General features: G+C 64.8%; 16 protein-coding genes, 1 other RNA gene and 1 pseudogene. 10 read left to right on the top strand and 8 right to left on the bottom strand.

Annotated features, from left to right (window positions below; genetic code table 11):
- The first annotated feature begins 235 nt into the window (after positions 1-235).
- Positions 236-763 (top strand): MerR family transcriptional regulator, encoded by a 528-nt coding sequence (locus OKW35_RS37775; protein WP_429554718.1) that lies wholly within the window; start codon positions 236-238, stop codon positions 761-763.
- Positions 682-1,092: a carboxymuconolactone decarboxylase family protein gene (locus tag OKW35_RS37770; RefSeq protein ID WP_429554717.1), complete on the top strand. Its 411-nt coding sequence runs from the start codon at positions 682-684 to the stop codon at positions 1,090-1,092. The genes OKW35_RS37775 and OKW35_RS37770 overlap by 82 nt, the downstream gene beginning before the upstream one ends.
- Positions 1,093-1,213: 121 nt before the next feature.
- Here the strand turns inward: OKW35_RS37770 and OKW35_RS37765 are convergent, their stop codons facing one another.
- From OKW35_RS37765 to trxA, 7 genes and pseudogenes are all read right to left on the bottom strand, one after another.
- The gene (locus OKW35_RS37765; RefSeq protein ID WP_429554716.1) at positions 1,214-2,593 is read right to left on the bottom strand and encodes an MATE family efflux transporter; all 1,380 of its coding nucleotides are present in this window, start codon (positions 2,591-2,593) and stop codon (positions 1,214-1,216) included.
- A gap of 2 nt (positions 2,594-2,595) precedes the next feature.
- Positions 2,596-4,353, bottom strand: a complete 1,758-nt coding sequence (locus OKW35_RS37760; protein WP_429406162.1) for an ArnT family glycosyltransferase — start codon at positions 4,351-4,353, stop codon at positions 2,596-2,598.
- 307 nt (positions 4,354-4,660) lie between these two features.
- Positions 4,661-4,924, bottom strand: coding sequence for a type B 50S ribosomal protein L31 (locus OKW35_RS37755; protein ID WP_090804621.1), 264 nt, complete (start codon positions 4,922-4,924; stop codon positions 4,661-4,663).
- 180 nt (positions 4,925-5,104) lie between these two features.
- Positions 5,105-5,938 (bottom strand): zinc-dependent peptidase, encoded by an 834-nt coding sequence (locus OKW35_RS37750; protein WP_429406160.1) that lies wholly within the window; start codon positions 5,936-5,938, stop codon positions 5,105-5,107.
- Positions 5,939-5,953: 15 nt separating this feature from the next.
- Positions 5,954-6,598, bottom strand: a pseudogene (locus OKW35_RS37745) (MFS transporter); the annotation flags it as partial.
- 149 nt (positions 6,599-6,747) lie between these two features.
- Positions 6,748-8,016, bottom strand: coding sequence for a transcription termination factor Rho (rho, locus tag OKW35_RS37740; RefSeq protein ID WP_026225411.1), 1,269 nt, complete (start codon positions 8,014-8,016; stop codon positions 6,748-6,750).
- A gap of 281 nt (positions 8,017-8,297) precedes the next feature.
- Complete coding sequence (gene trxA, locus OKW35_RS37735) at positions 8,298-8,624, bottom strand: thioredoxin TrxA (protein WP_013089343.1); 327 nt, start codon at positions 8,622-8,624, stop codon at positions 8,298-8,300.
- Between the two features lie 509 nt (positions 8,625-9,133).
- On the opposite strand from trxA, the gene ffs reads away from it, so the two are divergent.
- The 8 genes from ffs (at position 9,134) to OKW35_RS37695 (ending at position 17,581) form a co-directional block, all read left to right on the top strand.
- Positions 9,134-9,232: signal recognition particle sRNA small type (gene ffs / locus OKW35_RS37730), an RNA gene on the top strand.
- Between the two features lie 182 nt (positions 9,233-9,414).
- Entirely contained in the window at positions 9,415-11,973 is a 2,559-nt protein-coding gene (locus tag OKW35_RS37725) for a DNA polymerase III subunit gamma/tau (protein WP_429554715.1), read from the top strand.
- Between the two features lie 73 nt (positions 11,974-12,046).
- Positions 12,047-12,373 carry a YbaB/EbfC family nucleoid-associated protein gene (locus OKW35_RS37720; protein WP_008923976.1) on the top strand — a complete coding sequence of 109 codons (327 nt, stop codon included), beginning with the start codon at positions 12,047-12,049 and terminating at the stop codon, positions 12,371-12,373.
- A 227-nt stretch (positions 12,374-12,600) separates the two neighbouring features.
- Positions 12,601-13,197: a recombination mediator RecR gene (recR, locus tag OKW35_RS37715; RefSeq protein ID WP_018418135.1), complete on the top strand. Its 597-nt coding sequence runs from the start codon at positions 12,601-12,603 to the stop codon at positions 13,195-13,197.
- A gap of 108 nt (positions 13,198-13,305) precedes the next feature.
- A complete protein-coding gene (locus OKW35_RS37710) occupies positions 13,306-14,547 on the top strand; it encodes a CaiB/BaiF CoA transferase family protein (protein WP_429406156.1) in 1,242 nt (413 codons plus the stop codon).
- Positions 14,548-14,707: 160 nt separating this feature from the next.
- Positions 14,708-15,745 (top strand): ABC transporter substrate-binding protein, encoded by a 1,038-nt coding sequence (locus OKW35_RS37705; protein WP_429355466.1) that lies wholly within the window; start codon positions 14,708-14,710, stop codon positions 15,743-15,745.
- A 127-nt stretch (positions 15,746-15,872) separates the two neighbouring features.
- On the top strand, positions 15,873-16,685 hold the full coding sequence (locus OKW35_RS37700; protein ID WP_184064908.1) for an ABC transporter ATP-binding protein: 813 nt from the start codon (positions 15,873-15,875) through the stop codon (positions 16,683-16,685).
- 71 nt (positions 16,686-16,756) lie between these two features.
- Positions 16,757-17,581 (top strand): ABC transporter permease, encoded by an 825-nt coding sequence (locus tag OKW35_RS37695; RefSeq protein ID WP_090804632.1) that lies wholly within the window; start codon positions 16,757-16,759, stop codon positions 17,579-17,581.
- Positions 17,582-17,659: 78 nt separating this feature from the next.
- Here OKW35_RS37695 and OKW35_RS37690 read toward each other — a convergent pair whose 3' ends face one another.
- Entirely contained in the window at positions 17,660-18,634 is a 975-nt protein-coding gene (locus tag OKW35_RS37690; RefSeq protein WP_090804634.1) for an NADPH:quinone oxidoreductase family protein, read from the bottom strand.
- Positions 18,635-18,719: the final 85 nt, after the last annotated feature.

The following is an 18,719-nucleotide window of genomic DNA, read 5'->3' as shown; positions in this document are numbered from 1 at the left end:
CATAGGACAAATCGCAGGCCCGATTTGAGATAGCGGACGATTTATACCGATCGATTGATGACAAGTAAATCCACCACACAATATTTAAAGCTTTTAGCGGCATGCAGTGCCGGTGAATTTATCGGTCGATATCGATCGCGATAACTCGTCTGCGATAAAGAATGAGCAACGCAAAGGAATGACAGCGTCCGACGCTTGACTTAGAGTGCACTCGAAGTCCTAACCTGAGTCCGTCATGTCGAAACACTCAACCGCGCTCACCATCGGTCAGGTCGCCGGAACGATCGGCGTGTCCACGCACACGCTGCGCTATTACGAACAGGCCGGCCTGATCCGGCCGGTCGGACGCACGCAGACGGGGCACCGGCTGTACTCGCCGGCCGATCTCGACTGGTTGCGCTTCGTGATGCGTCTGAAGGCAACGGGCATGTCGATCTCCGGCATGCAGCAGATCGCCGCGCTGCGCGCGCAAGGCCATCCGACGATGCGCGCACGCCGCGACCTGCTGGTTGCGCATCGCACCGCGCTGCTCGCGCGGATCGCCGATCTGCAGAGCAACCTCGGCGCGATCGACGACAAGATCGCGTACTACGAGGCGGCCACGAGCGGCGCGCTTGAGCCCGATCCGGCACGACAGGACGACGAAGCCTCGTCGCCCTCACACCCCGATAAGGACTCGCAATGGACTACGCACACAACGACCGCTACGCGCGGGGCTGGGACAGGCTCAGGGAAATCGACGGTTCGGCGGGCGAGCAGGTAATCGCCGCGCTCGCGCCAGTCGCGCCGGAATTCGGACGCCTGTTGATTGAATTCGGCTTCGGCGACATCTACAGCCGGCCGCAGCTCGATCTGCGCACGCGTGAGATTGCGACGATCGCATCGCTCGCGACCCTCGGCTGCGCGCAGCCGCAGCTGAAGGTACATATCGAGGCGGCGCTGAACGTCGGCTGCACGCGCGAGCAGATCGTCGAGGTGTTCATACAGATGTCGCTTTATGCGGGCTTTCCGGCCGCGCTCAATGCGCTGTTCGCGGCGCGGGAAATTTTCGAGGCCAAGGATCGGGAGGGGCAGGCCGCATACGCGGCGTGAGCGGGCTGAGCTGCGTGAGGAACGGAAAGGCGGATGCAGAACAGGTCGTCTCTCACCCCGGCTTGGGCGCAACTGACGGTCCGGTCGGTGCTATTCGTGGCCTTCCCAACCCTCCATCCCCTCAAACAGCCGAATCAACCAGCGCCGCCGCAGCCTCGCGCAAATAGCGCTGGCTCACGAATCGCCAGTACACGAGCAAGCCGAGCCCGGCAATCGCGAGACTTGCGGTATTCGCGACCCAGAAGCCGCGCGCGCCGGTCAGCCAGGGCGGCGTGAGGCCGGTCGTATCGAAGCCGAGCGCATAGCCGCCGCCGAGCCCGACTCCCCACAGCGCCACCGCATAGATGATGGTCGGCACGACCGCGACCTTGTAGGCGCGCAGCACGAACGCGGTCGAGATCTGCAACGCGTCGAACAGGTGGTAGCAGGCGACGATCAGCACCAGCGGCAACGCCTTCGCCGCCACCTGCGCGTTCGTCGTATAGCCGGCGACGATATACGGCCGCAGCACGAGCACGAGCGCGCCATAGCAGCACGCGATCGCAACCGCCATCGCGATGCCGTGACGCGACAGCGTGCGCGCCGCCTGCGGCCGATGCGCGCCGAGCGCCTGCGCGACCAGCGTCGACGACGCGATGCCGATCGACAGCGGCGTCATATAGAGCACCGCGCCGACGTTGCCGGCGATCTGATGTCCGGCGAGTGTCGTCGTGCCGAAACGCGCGATGAAAAGCGCCATGAAGGTGTACGACGTGACCTCGATCAGATACGACAGCCCCATTGGAATACCGAGCCGCAGTTGCGCGGCCTGGCGCTTCCAGACCGGCCAGCAGAAGTGCGTGAAGATGCCGAGTGCCTTGAAATCGTCGACGCGCGCGAGCAGCAGCATGCCGAGCGCCGCGAGTGCCCAGTTGAGCAGCGTGCTCGCGAGCGCGCAGCCCGGACCGCCCAGCGCGGGCACGCCGAGGCCGCCGAAAATGAACCAGGTATTGAGCGGAATTTTCAGCAGCAGCGCGGCGACCTGCAGGAACATCACGAGCCGCGGTTTGGCGAGCGCATTGGCAACGGAGCCGTAGACCCGGAAGGCGAGGCCGGCGGGCAGCCCGAACGCGAGAATCCGCAGGTACGCGAGCGTGCGCTCGTGCAGCGCGTCGGGCACCCGCGACAACGCCAGCAGCGGTCCGGGGAAGAACAGGATCAGAAAGCCGATCACGGTCAGCGCGGCGGCAAGCCACCATGACTGGCGGACCTCTTCGCCGATCTCGCCGTAGCGACGCGCGCCGTACAGCTGCGCGGTGATCGGCTGCAGCGCGGTCAGGATGCCGGTCAGGCCGATATAGACCGAGACGTAGATCGACGAGCCGAGGCCGAGCGCGGCCAGATCGACGGCCGAGTAGCGCCCGACCATCGCCGTGTCGATCACGCCGAACGCGATGATGGCCAACTGGCCGATCAATACGGGCCACGCGAGCGCGGCGATCTTCCGTACGTCGGCGAACATGGTCAGTCGCGCTTCTTGTGCCAGTTGCGGCGCTTGCCGGGCGGCGGCTTGGGACGGTCGATGCGCACGTACAGGCGGAAGCGCTCGTCGCGGTCGGCGGCGCGGCGGCCTTCCCACACGAGCTTCCAGATGTAGTCGGGCATCGCGCTCGGGTTGCCGTAGTCCTGCGAGTCCTGACGCAGGATCACGTCGCAGTCCTGGTCGAACGAGAAATGCATGTCGCCGAAATACGCGAATGTCGCGATCTGCGCATTGCCGAGACGGACCGGCGCGATGCACGTGTAGTCATCGGGCAAGTGGGCGGCGATCTGCTGCGCAACGTCGCGATAGGTCCGGCTGTAGTTGACGACCGGCAGCCACAGCGTCATCAGCAGCACCCACATCAGCGTGGTGCCGGCGCTCGACAGCACGACGCTGCGCCACAGCACCTTCGGATGACGCGCGAGGCGCCAGCGCACCAGCAGGAACCAGCACACGGTCACCGCGACCGCGCACACGAACGACAGAATCTTGAACTGCGGCACGAAGCCGGGCGCGAGTCGCGCGAGATTGCGCGCGAGCGGATGCGGAAAGCCGGTCAGGCCTGCCACATACACGAGCCATACGAAGCTGCCGAGGATCGTGAAGCTCAGCAGCGCGAACCAGTCGATCGCGTTGATCGCGCCGCGCTTGAGCGTCGGCAGCGCGAAAGTGGCGAGCACCGCGAGCGGCGGCAGCAGCAGCATGTAGAGTCGGTTCGACTGATGGCTTTGCAGCACGACGAGCACGAACAGCGGCCCGATCACCGACAGCGGAATCGCCACGTGCGGCGCGCGCCGCAGTCCCTGCCAGCTGAACCACGACCACAGCGCGAGTGGCCAGGCGGGCCATGTGAAGAGCGGCAGGTTTTTCAGCGCATACGCGGCGACCGAGCCGGGCGGGCCCGCGAACGAACTCAGGCTCACGTGCAGCCACTGGTTCAGATACCAGACAGCGTCGTCCGGGAACGCGGTGAGCGCGATGATCGGCCACGACACCGCGAGCACGAGCGCCACGGGCAGACCCGCGAGCAGCAGCCAGCGCGATCGCGTTTCGCGTACGATCAGTGTCATCGCGAGCGTGCCGAGCAGCAGCGCGCCGACCAGCACCGGGCTGCTCGCGAGTGTGACGAGGCCGATCGCGAGACCCCAGATCAGCGCGCCCTGAATCGGCTTGTCGATCATGCGCACGAGGCCGTACACGAGCATCGCGATGCAGACGAACTGCGCGAGCTGCGGCGTGGTCTCGTGACCGCGCTCGGCGAGGCCGAAGCACGCGAGCAGGATCAGCAGTGCGCCATCGGCGAGCGTGCGGCCATAGTCGCGCGGTTCCGGCTCGCCGCCGAACGCATATTTGAATGGCTGCACTTCGGGACGCCGGCCGAGCAGATACGCCGCGTACCAGACGAACGCACAGCCCGCGCAGAACAGCAGGCCCGTGAACACGCGCGACGCGTTGCTCGCGTCGACCCACGGTGCGAGGACGCGGATCGCGCTCGCGCCGAGCCAGTAGCCGAGCGGGCCGTCCTCGGTCAGATATTTGCCGACCAGATTCGGCAGCAGCCAGTCGTGCGCGCCGCCGTTCGCCATCGTCCACATCACACCAAAGCCGGCTGCGTCCTCGTTCTTCCACGGATCGCGGCCGAACAGGCCGAACGAGGCGTAGACGATACAGATGGCCAGCAGCAGCCAGCGCGGCAACGCACTGGTCGCAGAGGCAGTGAGGCGAACGACAGGTCTCATGCGGTGTGTGGAGTCTGGATAAACGATGCAGCCGGAGCGGCCCGGCAGGTCAGGGCGCGAGGGCCCGTTTCGAGCATCCGGCATTGTAGTCGTGCCGTGCGATGCACGTCACGGCCGGTAACGCCCGGCAACGTCAACGGACAAGCTGTAACACAGTGTCGCGAAAGCGCGGCGTGCTACTTCCGGCTGAAGGCTTCGCGCGGCGTGCGACCCAGCGGGCGCACAAGCGCAGGCGACAAAAAAGGGCAGCTCGCGCTGCCCTTTCTGTTTGCTCCGTTGCCGGCCGGCAGCCGGCACCGTTGCGGTATTACTTTACTGCCTTGCCCGAAGCACGTGCGCCGAACTTCTTGTTGAACTTCTCGACGCGGCCGGCCGTGTCCATGATCTTTTGCTGGCCGGTGTAGAACGGATGCGATTCCGACGACACTTCGATCTTCGCGAGCGGGTAGGTCTTGCCGTTGAATTCCGCGGTTTCGCGCGTCTGGATGGTCGAGCGCGTCACGAACCTGAAGTCGTTCGACATGTCGACGAACAGGACTTCGCGGTAATTCGGGTGAATGCCTTCTTTCATGGTCTTTCCTTTAATCTGGCGGTAGCCAACCCGCGTGCAGCCTCGAATGGGACTGCCTTCAGGCGCGAGCCACTTGCCTACGGTCGAAAAACCGCGATTATGCCAGAAAATCAGTCGCTTGGCGATTTTTCTGCCAGCGGATTCTATTGCGGCGCAAGCGGCGCCCACATTCGCGGCGTCTCAAATGGGCATGAACGTCAAACCGACGCGCGCTGGATCTTGCCGGTAGTAGCGCGCGAGCAGTCGGTACAGTTCCGGATACTCCGCCTCGAACGCTTGGGGCCGCACGAACAGCGCCTCGCTGCATACGGCAAAAAATTCCGACGGATGGTCCGCCGCATACGGATCGATCAGCGACTCGCGTTCGAAACGCGCCCAGCGTCGCTCGGGCACCGCGTCGACTTTCGCACAGAAGTGATCGTATGCATGGTCGAACACATCGGCCCATGCCTGCGCATCGAGCGGCGCGTGCCAGCGGCGCATCAGCGGCGGGTGGCCATCCGCTTCGCCGTTGAGCATGTCGATTTTGTGCGCGAACTCGTGGATCACGACGTTGTATGCGTCGCTGCCATCGGTCATCTGCGCGTCTTCCCATGACAGCACCACCGGGCCGCCTTCCCACGCCTCGCCGCTGGCGTCGTGTTCGATCTCGTGCACGACGCCATCTTCGTCTTCAACGGTCTTGCGGATCACGAACTCGCCCGGATAGACGATCACGCCGACCCAGCCGCGATACAGATCGAGGCTCAGGTTCAGCACCGGCAGGCACGCCTGCGCGGCGATGCCGACCGTCATCGCATCGGTCAGCTCGAGCTCGTGCGCGGTCGAGAACTCCTTCTGCGCGAGGAAGAGAGTCGTCATCTCGCGCAGCCGCGCGAGATCCGGCGCTTCCAGATGCGTGAGAAAGGGTAGGCCGGCGAGTATCGTCTGCCACAAGGAATCGTCGATCGCGTAGTCGCGCAGCGCGCGCTCGCGACGCCGTGCGCCCAGCCAGTTCGTGAGTTTCGACAGCATGCTTGGAGCCCACCTTCAGTCGATCTGTTTTTGCCACGCGGCGAACGGGCCGCCGCATATCGCGACGCCGATCAGAAAATAGAAACCGTCGAGCGACGCGAGCAAACTGGCCTGCTGCCCAATCGACCGGCTGATCGACGCGATCGCGAGCGCGTGCGCTTCGCTCGCCGCATGACCGGCGGCGGCGGAGCCGCGCGCCAGCGTCGCGAGCGTGTTCTGGTAGACCGGATTGTACGGATTCACGGACTCCGCGAGGCGACTTTGATGCAGCGCGAGCCGGTGCTGCTCGACGATGATCACCGAGGCGGTCGCGAAGGAGATGGTCAACTGCCGGACGATGTTTTTCAGCCGGTAGCCGTGCGTGAACTCCTCCTCGATCAAGATGCGGCACGTCAGATTCGCGACCGGCGGCACGATGAACAGCAACAGCAGGCCGCGCAGCAGCAGCGGCGGCAGGGCGAGCGCCGCCTCGCCGACGTCCGGTGACATGCGTGTGATCCACCCGGCCGCGAACGCGGCCACCCCGAAGCCCGGCACGATGATCCACTTCTTGCGCGGCAGCAGCTTCGCAAAACGCAGATAGACGAACAGCGCGCTCGCCGAAATCAGCGACGTGGCGCCGACGAGCCGCCCGGTGTTCTCGACGGGATAGCCGAGGCCCCTCCGAGAAACCGCGTGTACGTTCACGCTGATGTTGAGGCGGCGCATTGTCTCTGCGAACGATGGACGAAAAAAACCGCTCGCAGTTTGCGAGCGGTTTTTCATGCGTTGCAGTTGCCGACTAATACGGCCAGCACGAACGTCGCGCGTTAGCTGCCGCCGCCACGACGCATCATGTCGAAGAACTCGGAATTGCTCTTCGTCTGGCGGATCTTGTCGAGCAGGAATTCCATCGACTCGACTTCGTCCATGTCATGAATGAACTTGCGCAGTACCCAGATCTTCTGCAGCGCTTCGGGCTTGATCAGCAGCTCTTCGCGGCGCGTGCCCGACTTGTTCAGGTTGATTGACGGGTAGACGCGCTTCTCGGCGAGACGGCGCTCGAGGTGCACTTCCATGTTGCCGGTGCCCTTGAACTCTTCGTAGATCACATCATCCATGCGGCTGCCGGTTTCGATCAGCGCCGTGCCGATGATGGTCAGCGATCCGCCTTCCTCGATGTTGCGCGCCGCGCCGAAGAACCGCTTCGGGCGCTGCAGCGCGTTCGCGTCGACACCACCCGTCAGCACCTTGCCCGAGGCCGGTACCACCGTGTTGTAAGCGCGCGCGAGACGCGTGATCGAGTCGAGCAGAATCACGACGTCGTTCTTCATTTCGACGAGGCGCTTGGCCTTCTCGATCACCATTTCGGCGACCTGCACGTGACGCGCGGCGGGTTCGTCGAACGTTGAGGCGATCACTTCGCCGGCCACCGAACGCTGCATTTCCGTCACTTCCTCCGGACGCTCGTCGATCAGCAGCACGAACAGCACGACGTCGGGATGGTTCTGCTTGATCGCGTGCGCGATGTGCTGAAGCATCACGGTCTTGCCCGACTTCGGCGACGCGACGAGCAGGCCGCGCTGGCCCTTGCCGATGGGCGCGATCATGTCGATGATGCGGCCGGTCACATTCTCTTCGCCACGCATTTCACGTTCGAGCAGCAGCACCTTGTTCGGGTGCAGCGGCGTCAGGTTTTCGAACATGATCTTGTGCTTCGAGGCCTCCGGCGGCTGGCCGTTGACCTTGTCCACCTTCACCAGCGCGAAATAGCGTTCGCCGTCTTTCGGCGTGCGCACTTCGCCTTCGATCGTGTCGCCCGTATGCAGATTGAAGCGGCGGATTTGCGACGGGCTGATGTAGATGTCATCCGTGCTGGCGAGGTAGGAGGTTTCCGGCGAACGCAGGAAGCCGAAACCGTCCGGCAGCACTTCGAGGGTGCCGTCGCCGAAGATCGTGTCGCCCGCTTTGGCTCGTTTTTTTAGAATGGCGAACATCAATTCCTGCTTGCGCAGGCGGTTCGCGCTTTCGATCTCGAGGCCATTGGCCATCTCGATCAATTGGGACACGTGCAGAGTCTTAAGCTCGGATAAATGCATACGGAGAACCCGCAGGAGAAGGTGCGACGAAATGAAATCTGGGAGGAGGGTGAGCGGAACCGCTCAAAGACTTACACGTCTTTTCGACGTTTTGTGGATTCTAGCATAGCACACGCCAATTTAAGCCAGTGCGGCAGCGCGGCATCTTTGTTGCAAAGCGTGTTGCCAGCTGACAACACGCTTGACCGGCGGGCGCGGTGGTTTGCTCACCCGATGCGCCCGATTCTCCAGCTGCCTGCGGCGCGCGATGGACCCGCGAGCGCCGCGGCGTACTGCTTGCTTTACAGGTTGCCGTCGAGGAACGCGGTGAGTTGCGACTTCGACAGAGCTCCGACCTTCTGAGCGGCAACAGCGCCGTTCTTGAACAGGATCAATGTGGGGATGCCGCGCACGCCAAACTTGACCGGCGTGGACTGATGCTCGTCGACATTGATCTTCGCGACTTGCAGGCGATCGGCGTAGTCCTTCGCAACCTCGTCGAGGATCGGCGCGATCATCTTGCACGGACCGCACCATTCGGCCCAGAAATCGAGCAGCACGGGTTTATCGGATTTCACGACGTCCTGTTCGAACGATGCGTCGCTAATATGCTTGATTTGTTCGCTCATTTATGAATACCTCTGTCGGTTCGAGGCCCGCCTGAATTGCTCGCCACGATACGTCAAAAACTGGGAAAACTTCTGTTCGCTTGGCCGCATCCGGAGCCTCGCCGCGCATGCCTGTGAAAATCAGAAAAACCGTCTGAAAAAACGCCGGATTTTCACGCAATGCACGGAAAGAGTCGCGTATGCGGGTCTTTCAACTGGCAGTGTAGCTTAATTCGCTATGCGTTGCCGATGGCGATAGTACTCATCAAGGCAGTGGGGCTAATAGGCCGCCGCCGCAGCGTCGGCCGGTTTCTGCGGCTCACGGCGGCCGCGTTGCAATCTAAATGGAGTCGCGCGCGGCGAACTCAAGTGCCGCGCGTGGCGGGCGTCGCCGCGGTGGCCGGGAGGGTGTCTGGCGGCGTGCAGAAAGCGGCCGCAAACCGCGCGAAGCCGTTCGAAGCGGAGCGTCGTTCGCGCTTTGCCCGTGTCAACAGTCGCACAATGCGCGCGGCAATGATAGAATCCTTCGTGACGGGCCTCCTCGCATGGAGGGATGGTCAACCTGGTCAGGTCGGGAACGAAGCAGCCACAGCCGTTTTCCACCAGTGCCGAGGGTCGGGCTCGTCACCTTTCCTTGCTTTTTTCTCCGCGACCGTTTTCACGGCTTCTGCGCAGTCTGTCCTCAGTCATTCCCAGCTTTTGTATTGATCGTTCGCCGTCTTCGGATGGAGCGTCGTCGTGGCCGTTTCGCGCATTTCACGCGTCTTCCCGAATCGGTTTTGCGCGCCATTGTTACTGATACAATTTCCGGATGACCTATCAAGTTCTCGCACGCAAATGGCGGCCGAAGGATTTCGCTTCGCTCGTCGGACAGGAGCACGTGGTGCGCGCGCTCACCCATGCGCTCGACGGCGGCCGTCTGCACCATGCCTATTTGTTTACAGGTACGCGCGGCGTCGGCAAGACCACGCTGTCGCGCATCTTCGCGAAGGCGCTCAATTGCGAGACCGGCGTGACGTCGACGCCGTGCGGCGTATGCCGTGCGTGTCGCGAGATCGACGAAGGGCGCTTTGTCGATTACGTCGAAATGGACGCGGCGAGTAATCGTGGCGTCGATGAAATGGCCGCGCTGCTCGAGCGCGCGGTGTACGCGCCCGTCGATGCGCGCTTCAAGGTCTACATGATCGACGAAGTGCACATGCTGACGAACCACGCGTTCAACGCGATGCTGAAGACGCTCGAAGAGCCCCCACCGCACGTCAAGTTCATCCTCGCGACCACCGACCCGCAGAAGATTCCGGTCACCGTGCTGTCGCGCTGTCTGCAGTTCAATCTGAAGCAGATGCCGGCCGGCCATATCGTGTCGCATCTCGAACGCATTCTCGGCGAAGAGAGCGTGCCTCACGAGGCGCAGGCGTTGCGCCTGCTCGCGCGCGCGGCCGACGGTTCGATGCGCGACGCGCTATCGCTGACCGATCAGGCGATCGCCTATTCGGCGAACCAGGTCAGTGAAGACGCGGTGCGCGGCATGCTCGGCGCGCTCGACCAAAGCTATCTGATCCGCCTGCTCGACGCGCTCGGGCAGGGCGACGGCGCGGCGGTGCTGGCGGTCGCCGACGAGATGGCCTTGCGCAGCCTGTCGTTCTCGACGGCGCTGCAAGACCTGGCGAGCCTGCTGCATCGGATCGCGTGGGCGCAGTTCGCGCCTTCGTCGGTGCTCGACGAATGGCCGGAGGCGGCCGATTTGCGCCGTTTCGCCGACGCGTTGAGCGCCGAGCAGGTGCAACTGTTCTATCAGATCGCGACGATCGGCCGAAGCGAACTGGGCCTCGCGCCCGACGAATACGCGGGCTTCACGATGACGCTGCTGCGCATGCTCGCGTTCGAGCCGGCGCCGACAGGCGGCGGTGGCGGAGCGGCGGGAGCCGCTGGCACGCAGAGCGGTGCGGGCGGCGCCGGCGCCGGTGCGCAGCGCTCGGGTGCACCGACGGTTGCCGCGCTGCGCGCGCTGTCATCGTCGTCCGCGACGGCCATGGCAGCTGCTGCGCCCGTTCGCGGACCTCAGGTAGGCGTTGCCGGCGAGGAGCAGGGCGACGCGATGAAATCGACAGCGCCGACTGCAAAGCCGATCGCGAAGCCCGCAGCCGACTCCGCGCAATCTGAAGAAGCACCGCAATCGCCCAACGCCGAAGTCGCCCGCGTGACAGAAGCGCCTGCCATTACGGCACCCCCGCTGGCGCCGTGGGAAGACGCGCCCGCGAAGGCCGTCGCCACGATCGACAACTCGAGCGCGCCGGTCTCGAACGAAGTTTCCGACATCGCACCTTCGTCCGCACCGAGCGCGCTTGCAACTGCCGCGCCTGGTCGCGCGGAAGAGGCCACGTCACCGGAACCGGAAGCGCGGCCGGAATTGGCGGCGCCCGCTTCAACGGCGGCACCGGCGGCCGCAGCCGACTCCGCGCCGCGCCGCGCGGGCGGCGCCAGCGCCGCGCTCGACGTGCTGCGCAACGCCGGCATGAAAGTATCGTCCGACCGTGGCCGTGCTAACACGGACGTGTCCGCGAAGCCGGCCGCACCCGCCGCACCGAAGCCGGCCGCACCGAAACCCGCCGCGCCGCGTGTGGTCGTGCCGGTGCCGACGCCCGGTGCGTCACGCCGCGCGTCGCAGGACACCGCCGCGCAGGCTGCGCCCGCTCGCGACGCAAACAGCGGCGCGAGCAGCAATGCGCAGCAGAACAGCCCGTCGATCTCACCATGGGACGACATGCCGCCCGACGACTACCTGCCGTTGTCGGCCGCGGACGACGCGTACTTCATTCCGCCAGACGACGACTTCGTGCCGGTGTTCGACCGCGGCCCCGACGACGTCCGCATGGACGGCGCGGCCGCGCAGGCCGCCGCGCCGGCGCCGGTCGCCGATACGCGCCCGCTGCCGCCTGCCGTGCCGCTCGATCCGCTAGGTTTCACCGGCGACTGGCCGGCGCTCGCCGTCGATCTGCCGCTGAAGGGCATCTCGTATCAGCTTGCGTTCAACAGCGAACTGATGGCGCTCGACGGCAGCACGCTGAAGCTCAACGTGCCGGTGCCGCAATACGCAGAAGCGTCGCAGCTCGCTAAACTGAAGGCAGCGCTCGTCGAGCGGCTCGGCCAGAACGTCGACGTGCAGGTCGAAGTCGGCCCGGCGCGCCGTACCGCCGCCGCGCACGACGCGAAGCTGCGCGCGCAGCGCCAGCAGGAAGCCGAGCGCGAGATCAGCGCCGATCCGTTTGTGCAGTCGCTGATTCGCGAGTTCGGCGCGAGCATCGTGCCGGGCTCGATCCGCCCGATTACCCCGGACGCCGCCCCCAACGGCGCGTCGCCGGCCCACTGATCCATCGTTCGCGGCGTCGTCGCAGCGCGGCGCCGGAATGCCAGATTCCACGCTATCTAGAAGGAGCACGTCCATGATGAAAGGCCAACTCGCCGGGCTGATGAAGCAAGCCCAGCAGATGCAGGAAAACATGAAGAAGATGCAGGAGCAACTCGCGCAGATCGAAGTCGAGGGGCAGTCGGGTGCCGGTCTCGTCAAGGTGACGATGACCTGCAAGAACGACGTGCGCCGCGTGTCGATCGACCCGAGCCTGCTCGCCGACGACAAGGACATGCTGGAAGATCTCGTCGCCGCCGCGTTCAACGACGCCGTGCGCAAGGCCGAGGCGACCGCGCAGGAAAAGATGGGCGGCATGACCGCCGGCCTGCCGCTGCCGCCGGGTTTCAAGCTGCCGTTCTGAACCTGTTCTGATTGAGAACGGGCTGAAGCGGGTGAGCGACGCGGCGGTTCATTGCCGCGGTGCGAACGCAGACGCTCGCCGCCGCGCGCCGCGTGCAGGCTGGAAACATCGAACCTGCAGCCGCGCGTGAAAGCGTCGTCACGGCGTGAAAGCGCGGCCCGGTTCGAGCAACACCCCTGCATCCCAATTCGCCCACCCGAGCACCACCCACGTCGACGCCGATCCGCATGAAACAACCTTCCGCCCTGTCGGCGCTCGTCGAAGCGCTGCGCGCGCTGCCCGGTGTCGGGCCGAAGTCCGCGCAGCGCATGGCGTATCACCTGATGCAGCACGATCGCGAAGGCGCCGAAAAGCTCGGGCGCTCGCTGTTGTTCGCGACCGAGCATCTGCGTCACTGCGAAAAGTGCAACACATTTACCGAAGCGCAGATCTGCGAGGTGTGCCTCGACGAGGAGCGCGATCCGTCGCTGCTGTGCGTCGTCGAAACGCCGGCCGACCAGATCATGCTCGAACAGACGATGACCTATCGCGGCCTCTATTTCGTGCTGATGGGGCGGTTGAGTCCGCTCGACGGCATCGGCCCGAAGGAAATCCATTTCGACCGGCTCGTGAAGCGCGCGTCGGATGGCGTCGTCAAGGAAGTCGTGCTGGCCACCAATTTCACCAACGAGGGTGAGGCCACCGCGCATTACCTCGGACAGACGCTGAAGGCGCGCGGCCTTGCCGTGACGCGTCTCGCGCGCGGCGTGCCGGTGGGCGGCGAGCTCGAGTACGTCGACGCGGGCACGATCGCGCGCGCGATGCTCGACCGTCGTTCGATGTAGCCGCGCGGCTTTCGTTGGCTGCCGCCATATCCGTCCAGGCACGCATCGTCGCAAGTCGTTGCAAACCAGACAGACCGGGTACACAACGATGCAGAACCAAGGAGACTCATGAGCGCCACCCCCGAATCAGGCGCGAGCGCCGCACCGCATGACGCGTGCGGTCCGCTCGCCGGCGTCAAGGTGCTGGAACTCGGCACGCTGATCGCCGGGCCGTTCGCCGCGCGTTTTTTCGGCGAGTTCGGCGCCGACGTCGTCAAGATCGAAGACCCCAAAGGCGGCGACCCGCTGCGCAAATGGCGCAAGCTGTACCCGGAAGTCGGCGGTACGTCGCTGTGGTGGGCCGTGCAGGCGCGCAACAAGAAGTCCGTCACGATCAACCTGAAAGCCGAAGAGGGCAAGGAGATCGTGCGGCGCCTCGCGAAAGAGGCCGATATCGTCGTCGAGAATTTTCGGCCCGGTCTGCTCGAAAAGCTCGGGCTCGGCTACGACGTGCTGTCCGCCGAGAACCCCGGCCTCGTGATGGTGCGTCTGTCGGGCTACGGCCAGACGGGCCCGTATCGCGACCGGCCCGGCTTCGGCGCGATCGCCGAGTCGATGGGCGGTCTGCGCCATATCACCGGCTATCCGGATCTGCCGCCGCCGCGCATCGGCATTTCGATCGGCGATTCGATCGCCGCGCTGCACGGTGTGATCGGCGCGCTGATGGCGCTGCATCACAAGCAGATGAATGGCGGCAAGGGGCAGGTCGTCGACGTCGCGCTGTACGAGGCCGTCTTCAACATGATGGAAAGCGTGGTGCCCGAATACGGCGTCTACGGCATGGTGCGCGAGCGTACCGGCGCGTCTCTGCCGGGCATCGTGCCGTCGAACACGTATCCGTGCCGCGACGGCAGCATCGTGATCGGCGGCAATAGCGATCCGATCTTCAGGCGCCTGATGATCGCGATCGAACGCGACGATCTCGCCAACGATCCAGCGCTCGCGCATAACGATGGCCGCGTGCTGCGCACGCAGGAAATCGACGCCGCGATCGGCGCGTGGCTGTCCACGCGCACGATCGACGAAGCGCTCGCGGTGCTGAACGCGGCCGACGTGCCGGTGGGCCGCATCTACAGCGTCGCCGATATGTTCACCGATCCGCAGTTCATCGCGCGGCAGATGATCCAGCGGTTCAAATGGCAGGACGGCAAGGAAATCACGCTGCCCGCGGTTACGCCGAAGCTGTCGGCGACGCCCGGTGAGACGCGCTGGCTGGGGCCGGAACTGGGTGAACATACCGATGAAGTCCTGCAATCGCTAGGTTATGATGCTGACGGCATCGCGCGGTTGCGGGCGCAACAGATCGTCTGATGCGCACAGCGCAACGCATAGAGAAAGGCGCGTAAAGCGCGGCGCTGACGCACGATTCGCGCCTTGCGACCGGCAGCCCCACACCGTGGCCAAGCGCTTGCGCAACGCGCACACGGGCGGTCAAAAAGCCGGACGACAAAAAATCTGGAGACAACGGACCATGCAACGCAGAACCTTCCTCGCCGGCGGTGCGGCGCTCGCGGGCGCCTCGCTCGCTGCCACGCCGTTCGCTTTCGCGCAGGGCAAGCCCGAGACCACCAAGGTCGCCATCGCGGTCGGCGGCAAGAACCTGTTCTACTACCTGCCGCTGACGATCGCCGAGCGCCGCAACTACTTCAAGGACGAGGGGCTCGAAGTCGAGATTTCCGACTTCGCGGGCGGCTCGCAGGCGTTGAAGGCGGCAGTCGGCGGAAGCGCCGACGTGGTCTCCGGCGCGTTCGAACACACGCTGCTGTTGCAGGCGCAAAAGCAGATGTTCCGCGAATTCGTGCTGCAGGGCCGCGCGCCGCAGATCGTGCTGGCGGTGTCGAAGAAGACGATGCCGAACTACAAGTCGATCGCCGATCTGAAGGGCAAGAAGATCGGCGTGACCGCGCCGGGTTCGTCGACGTCGATCATGGCGAGCTTCGTCCTCGCGAAAGCAGGGCTCAGTCCGAAGGACGTCGCGTTCATCGGCGTGGGCGCCGGTGCCGGCGCGATCGCCGCGCTGCAGTCCGGGCAGATCGACGCGATCGCCAATCTCGATCCGGTCGTCACGCGCCTCGAGCGCGCCGGCGACGTGCGCGTCGTGTCGGATACCCGCACGCTCACCGATACGCGCATCGTGTTCGGCGGCGACATGCCGGCGGGCTGCCTGTACGCATCGCAGTCGTTCATCACGAAGAACCCGAACACCACGCAGGCGCTGACCAATGCGATGGTGCGCGCGCTCAAGTGGCTGCAGAACGCGAGCGGCAGCGAACTGATCAACACGGTGCCGGAGAGCTATCTGCTCGGCGACCGCGCGCTCTATCTCGACGCGTGGCAGCACGTGCGCGAAGCGATGTCGCCCGACGGCCTGATGCCCGCCGACGGTCCCGCGACGTCGCTGAAGACGCTGAAAGCGTTCGATCCGGTGATCCAGAACGCGCAGATCGATCTGTCGAAGACGTGGACCAACGACTTCGTGAAGAAGGCGCTCGCGACCGTCAAGGCATAAACGACGCGGCGCGCGCACAGGCGCATCGAATGGGACGTGGACAGGGCGATTCGCCGCGTCCACAGCCGTCGCCCCAGCGTCGCCGCGACAACTCCCCGCTAACCCGATTCCCGAAGCGAGCCGTACGATGACCGTTGCTGCCCTGGCGCTCGAAAACATCACCTGCACGTTCGCCGCGCGTGACAACCGCGCACAGCGCTACACAGCAGTTAAGGACACGACGCTGCGTATCGAGCCCGGCGAGTTCGTGTCGGTCGTCGGGCCGACTGGCTGCGGCAAGTCCACGCTGCTGAACATCGGCGCGGGGCTGCTCCAGCCGTCGGCGGGCGGCGTCAGCGTGTTCGGCGAACAGCTCAGTGGCCTGAATCGCCGAGCGGGCTATATGTTCCAGGCAGATGCGCTGATGCCGTGGCGCTCGGCGCTCGACAACGTGATGGCCGGCCTGTCGTTTCACCGCGTGCCGGCCTCGGAAGCGCGCGCGAAGGCCGAAGAGTGGTTGAAGCGTGTCGGCCTCGGCGGCTTCGGCGACCGCTATCCGCATCAGCTGTCGGGCGGCATGCGCAAGCGCGTCGCGATGGCGCAGACGCTGATCCTCGACCCCGACATCATCCTCATGGACGAGCCGTTTTCCGCGCTGGATATTCAAACGCGGCAGTTGATGGAAAACGAGCTGCTCGATCTCTGGGCCGCGAAGCGCAAGGCCGTGCTGTTCATTACGCACGATCTCGACGAAGCGATCGCGATGTCGGACCGCGTGGTGGTACTGTCGGCCGGGCCTGCGACGCATCCGATCGGCGAGTTCCGGATCGATCTGCCGCGGCCGCGCGATGTCGCCGAAATCCGTTCGCATCCGCGCTTCGTCGAGTTGCATGCGCAGCTCTGGGGTGTGCTGCGCGATGAGGTGCTCAAGGGTTATCAGCAGCAACTGACCGCTGTTTAAATGTGCCGCGCATCCCCGCCTGCGCATCGAAAAGAAGACGTGTTCAATAATCGTCCAAGGCAAACCAAGTCATGTGGAAGACGTTGCGCCCGAGCCGGGCGAATCTGGTGATCTGGCAGTGGCTGCTGCTCGTGCTGTGCTTCGTGCTGTGGTACGTGCTGACGAGCCCGACGCTGATACCGCCGTTCTATTTCGACGATCCGAACAAGGCGGCGTTTTTCTTTGGCGAGCCGCAGAAAGTACTGCAGCGGATCTGGGAATGGTTCACGGGCGGCGAGATCTATCTGCATCTGTGGATCACGCTCGTCGAGACCGTGCTCGCGTTCGTCTTTGGCACCACGATCGGGCTCGGCGTCGGCCTGTGGCTCGCGCTCGCGCCGACCGCGAGCGCGCTGTTCGATCCGTACGTGAAGGCCGCGAACTCGATGCCGCGCGTGATTCTCGCGCCGATCTTCGGCGTGTGGTTCGGCCTCGGCATCTGGTCGAAGGTCGCGCTCGGCGTCACGCTGGTGTTCTTCATCGTGTTTTTCAACGTCTACCAGGGCGTGAAGGAAGTGAGCCCGGTCGTGCTCGCGAACGCGCGCATGCTCGGCGCGAACCGCAAACAGCTGCTGCGTTTCGTCTATCTGCCGAGCGCGATGAGCTGGGTGTTTTCGAGCCTGCATACGTCGGTGGGGCTTGCGTTCGTCGGCTCGGTGGTGGGCGAGTATCTGGGCTCGGCGCGCGGCGTCGGCTATCTGATCCTGCAGGCCGAGGGCACCTTCGATATCAACACGGTGTTCGCGGGGATTCTGGTGTTGACCGCGTTCGCGCTGATTCTCGATGCGATCGTCGGGACCGCGGAGCGGCGTTTGATGAAGTGGCAGCCGCGCACCGGGGATACCGAGAAGTTGTGAAGGTGGATCGCAAGCGGCGCGGCGGCCGAAATCGCAGTCGGCCGCCGCGCCGTTTTTGATGCTGCTTTATGGGTTGTGCTACGGCGTGATGACCACCTTGCCGATCACGCGGCGCTCGGCCATGTCGCGCAACGCGCGGCCGGTGTCGTCGAGCGAGTAGCGGGCCGACACGTAGGGCTTGAGCTTGCCTTCACGAATCCAGCCGGTCATCTGCTCGAATGCCGCGCGATTGCGCTGCGGCTCACGCTTTGCGAAGTCGCCCCAGAACACGCCGACCACGCTTGCGCCCTTGAGCAACATCAGGTTCAGCGGCAGCCTTGGAATCTCGCCATTCGCAAAGCCGACCACCAGATAACGCCCCCTCCAGCCGATGCTGCGAAACGCCGGCTCCGCATACACGCCGCCGACCGGGTCGTAGATCACGTCTGGACCTTTGCCGTCGGTGAGCGCCTTGATGCGCTCGCGCAGATCCTCGGTGTTGTAGTTGATCGTCGCGTCCGCGCCGTGCTTCACGCAGGTCGCGAGCTTTTCGTCGCTCGATGCCGCCGCGATCACGCGCGCGCCGAGCGCCTTGCCGATTTCGACCGCCGCCAGCCCGACTCCGCCGGCCGCGCCGAGCACGAGCATCGTCTCGCCCGGCTGCAGCGCGCCGCGATCGACCACCGCGTGATGCGAGGTGCCATACGCGAGCGTGAACGCGGCCGCGAGTTCGAACGACACGTCATCGTCGAGCGGCACGCAGGCCGCGGCGGGCGCAAGCGCCTGCTCGGCAAAACCGCCGGAGCCGGTGAACGCGGCCACGCGCGAACCAGGCTTGAACTGCGTGACGCCTTCGCCCACCGCGCGCACGATGCCCGCGGCTTCCGAACCGGGCGTGAACGGCAGCGGCGGCTTGAACTGGTATTTGTTCTCGATGATCAGCACGTCGGGAAAATTGACGGCCGCGGCCTTCACGTCGATCACGACGTGGCCAGGCGGCGCTTCGAGATCCGCCAGGTTGTCGACGACCAGGCTCTCGGGCGGCCCGTACTGCTTGCAGCGAATCGCGCGCATCGTGTCTCCGTATCGTTCAGGGTTGGCACTGTTTTCGAGTGTAAAACAAAGCGCACGACCGTGCGATTTATTGCGCTGCGGGTTA

This window comes from Paraburkholderia sp. MM5477-R1, assembly GCF_050436385.1.
In the GTDB taxonomy this organism is placed as follows: domain Bacteria; phylum Pseudomonadota; class Gammaproteobacteria; order Burkholderiales; family Burkholderiaceae; genus Paraburkholderia; species Paraburkholderia tuberum.
The sequence above is the reverse complement of the archived record's forward strand: the minus strand, read 5'-3'. Positions and strand labels throughout refer to the sequence as shown.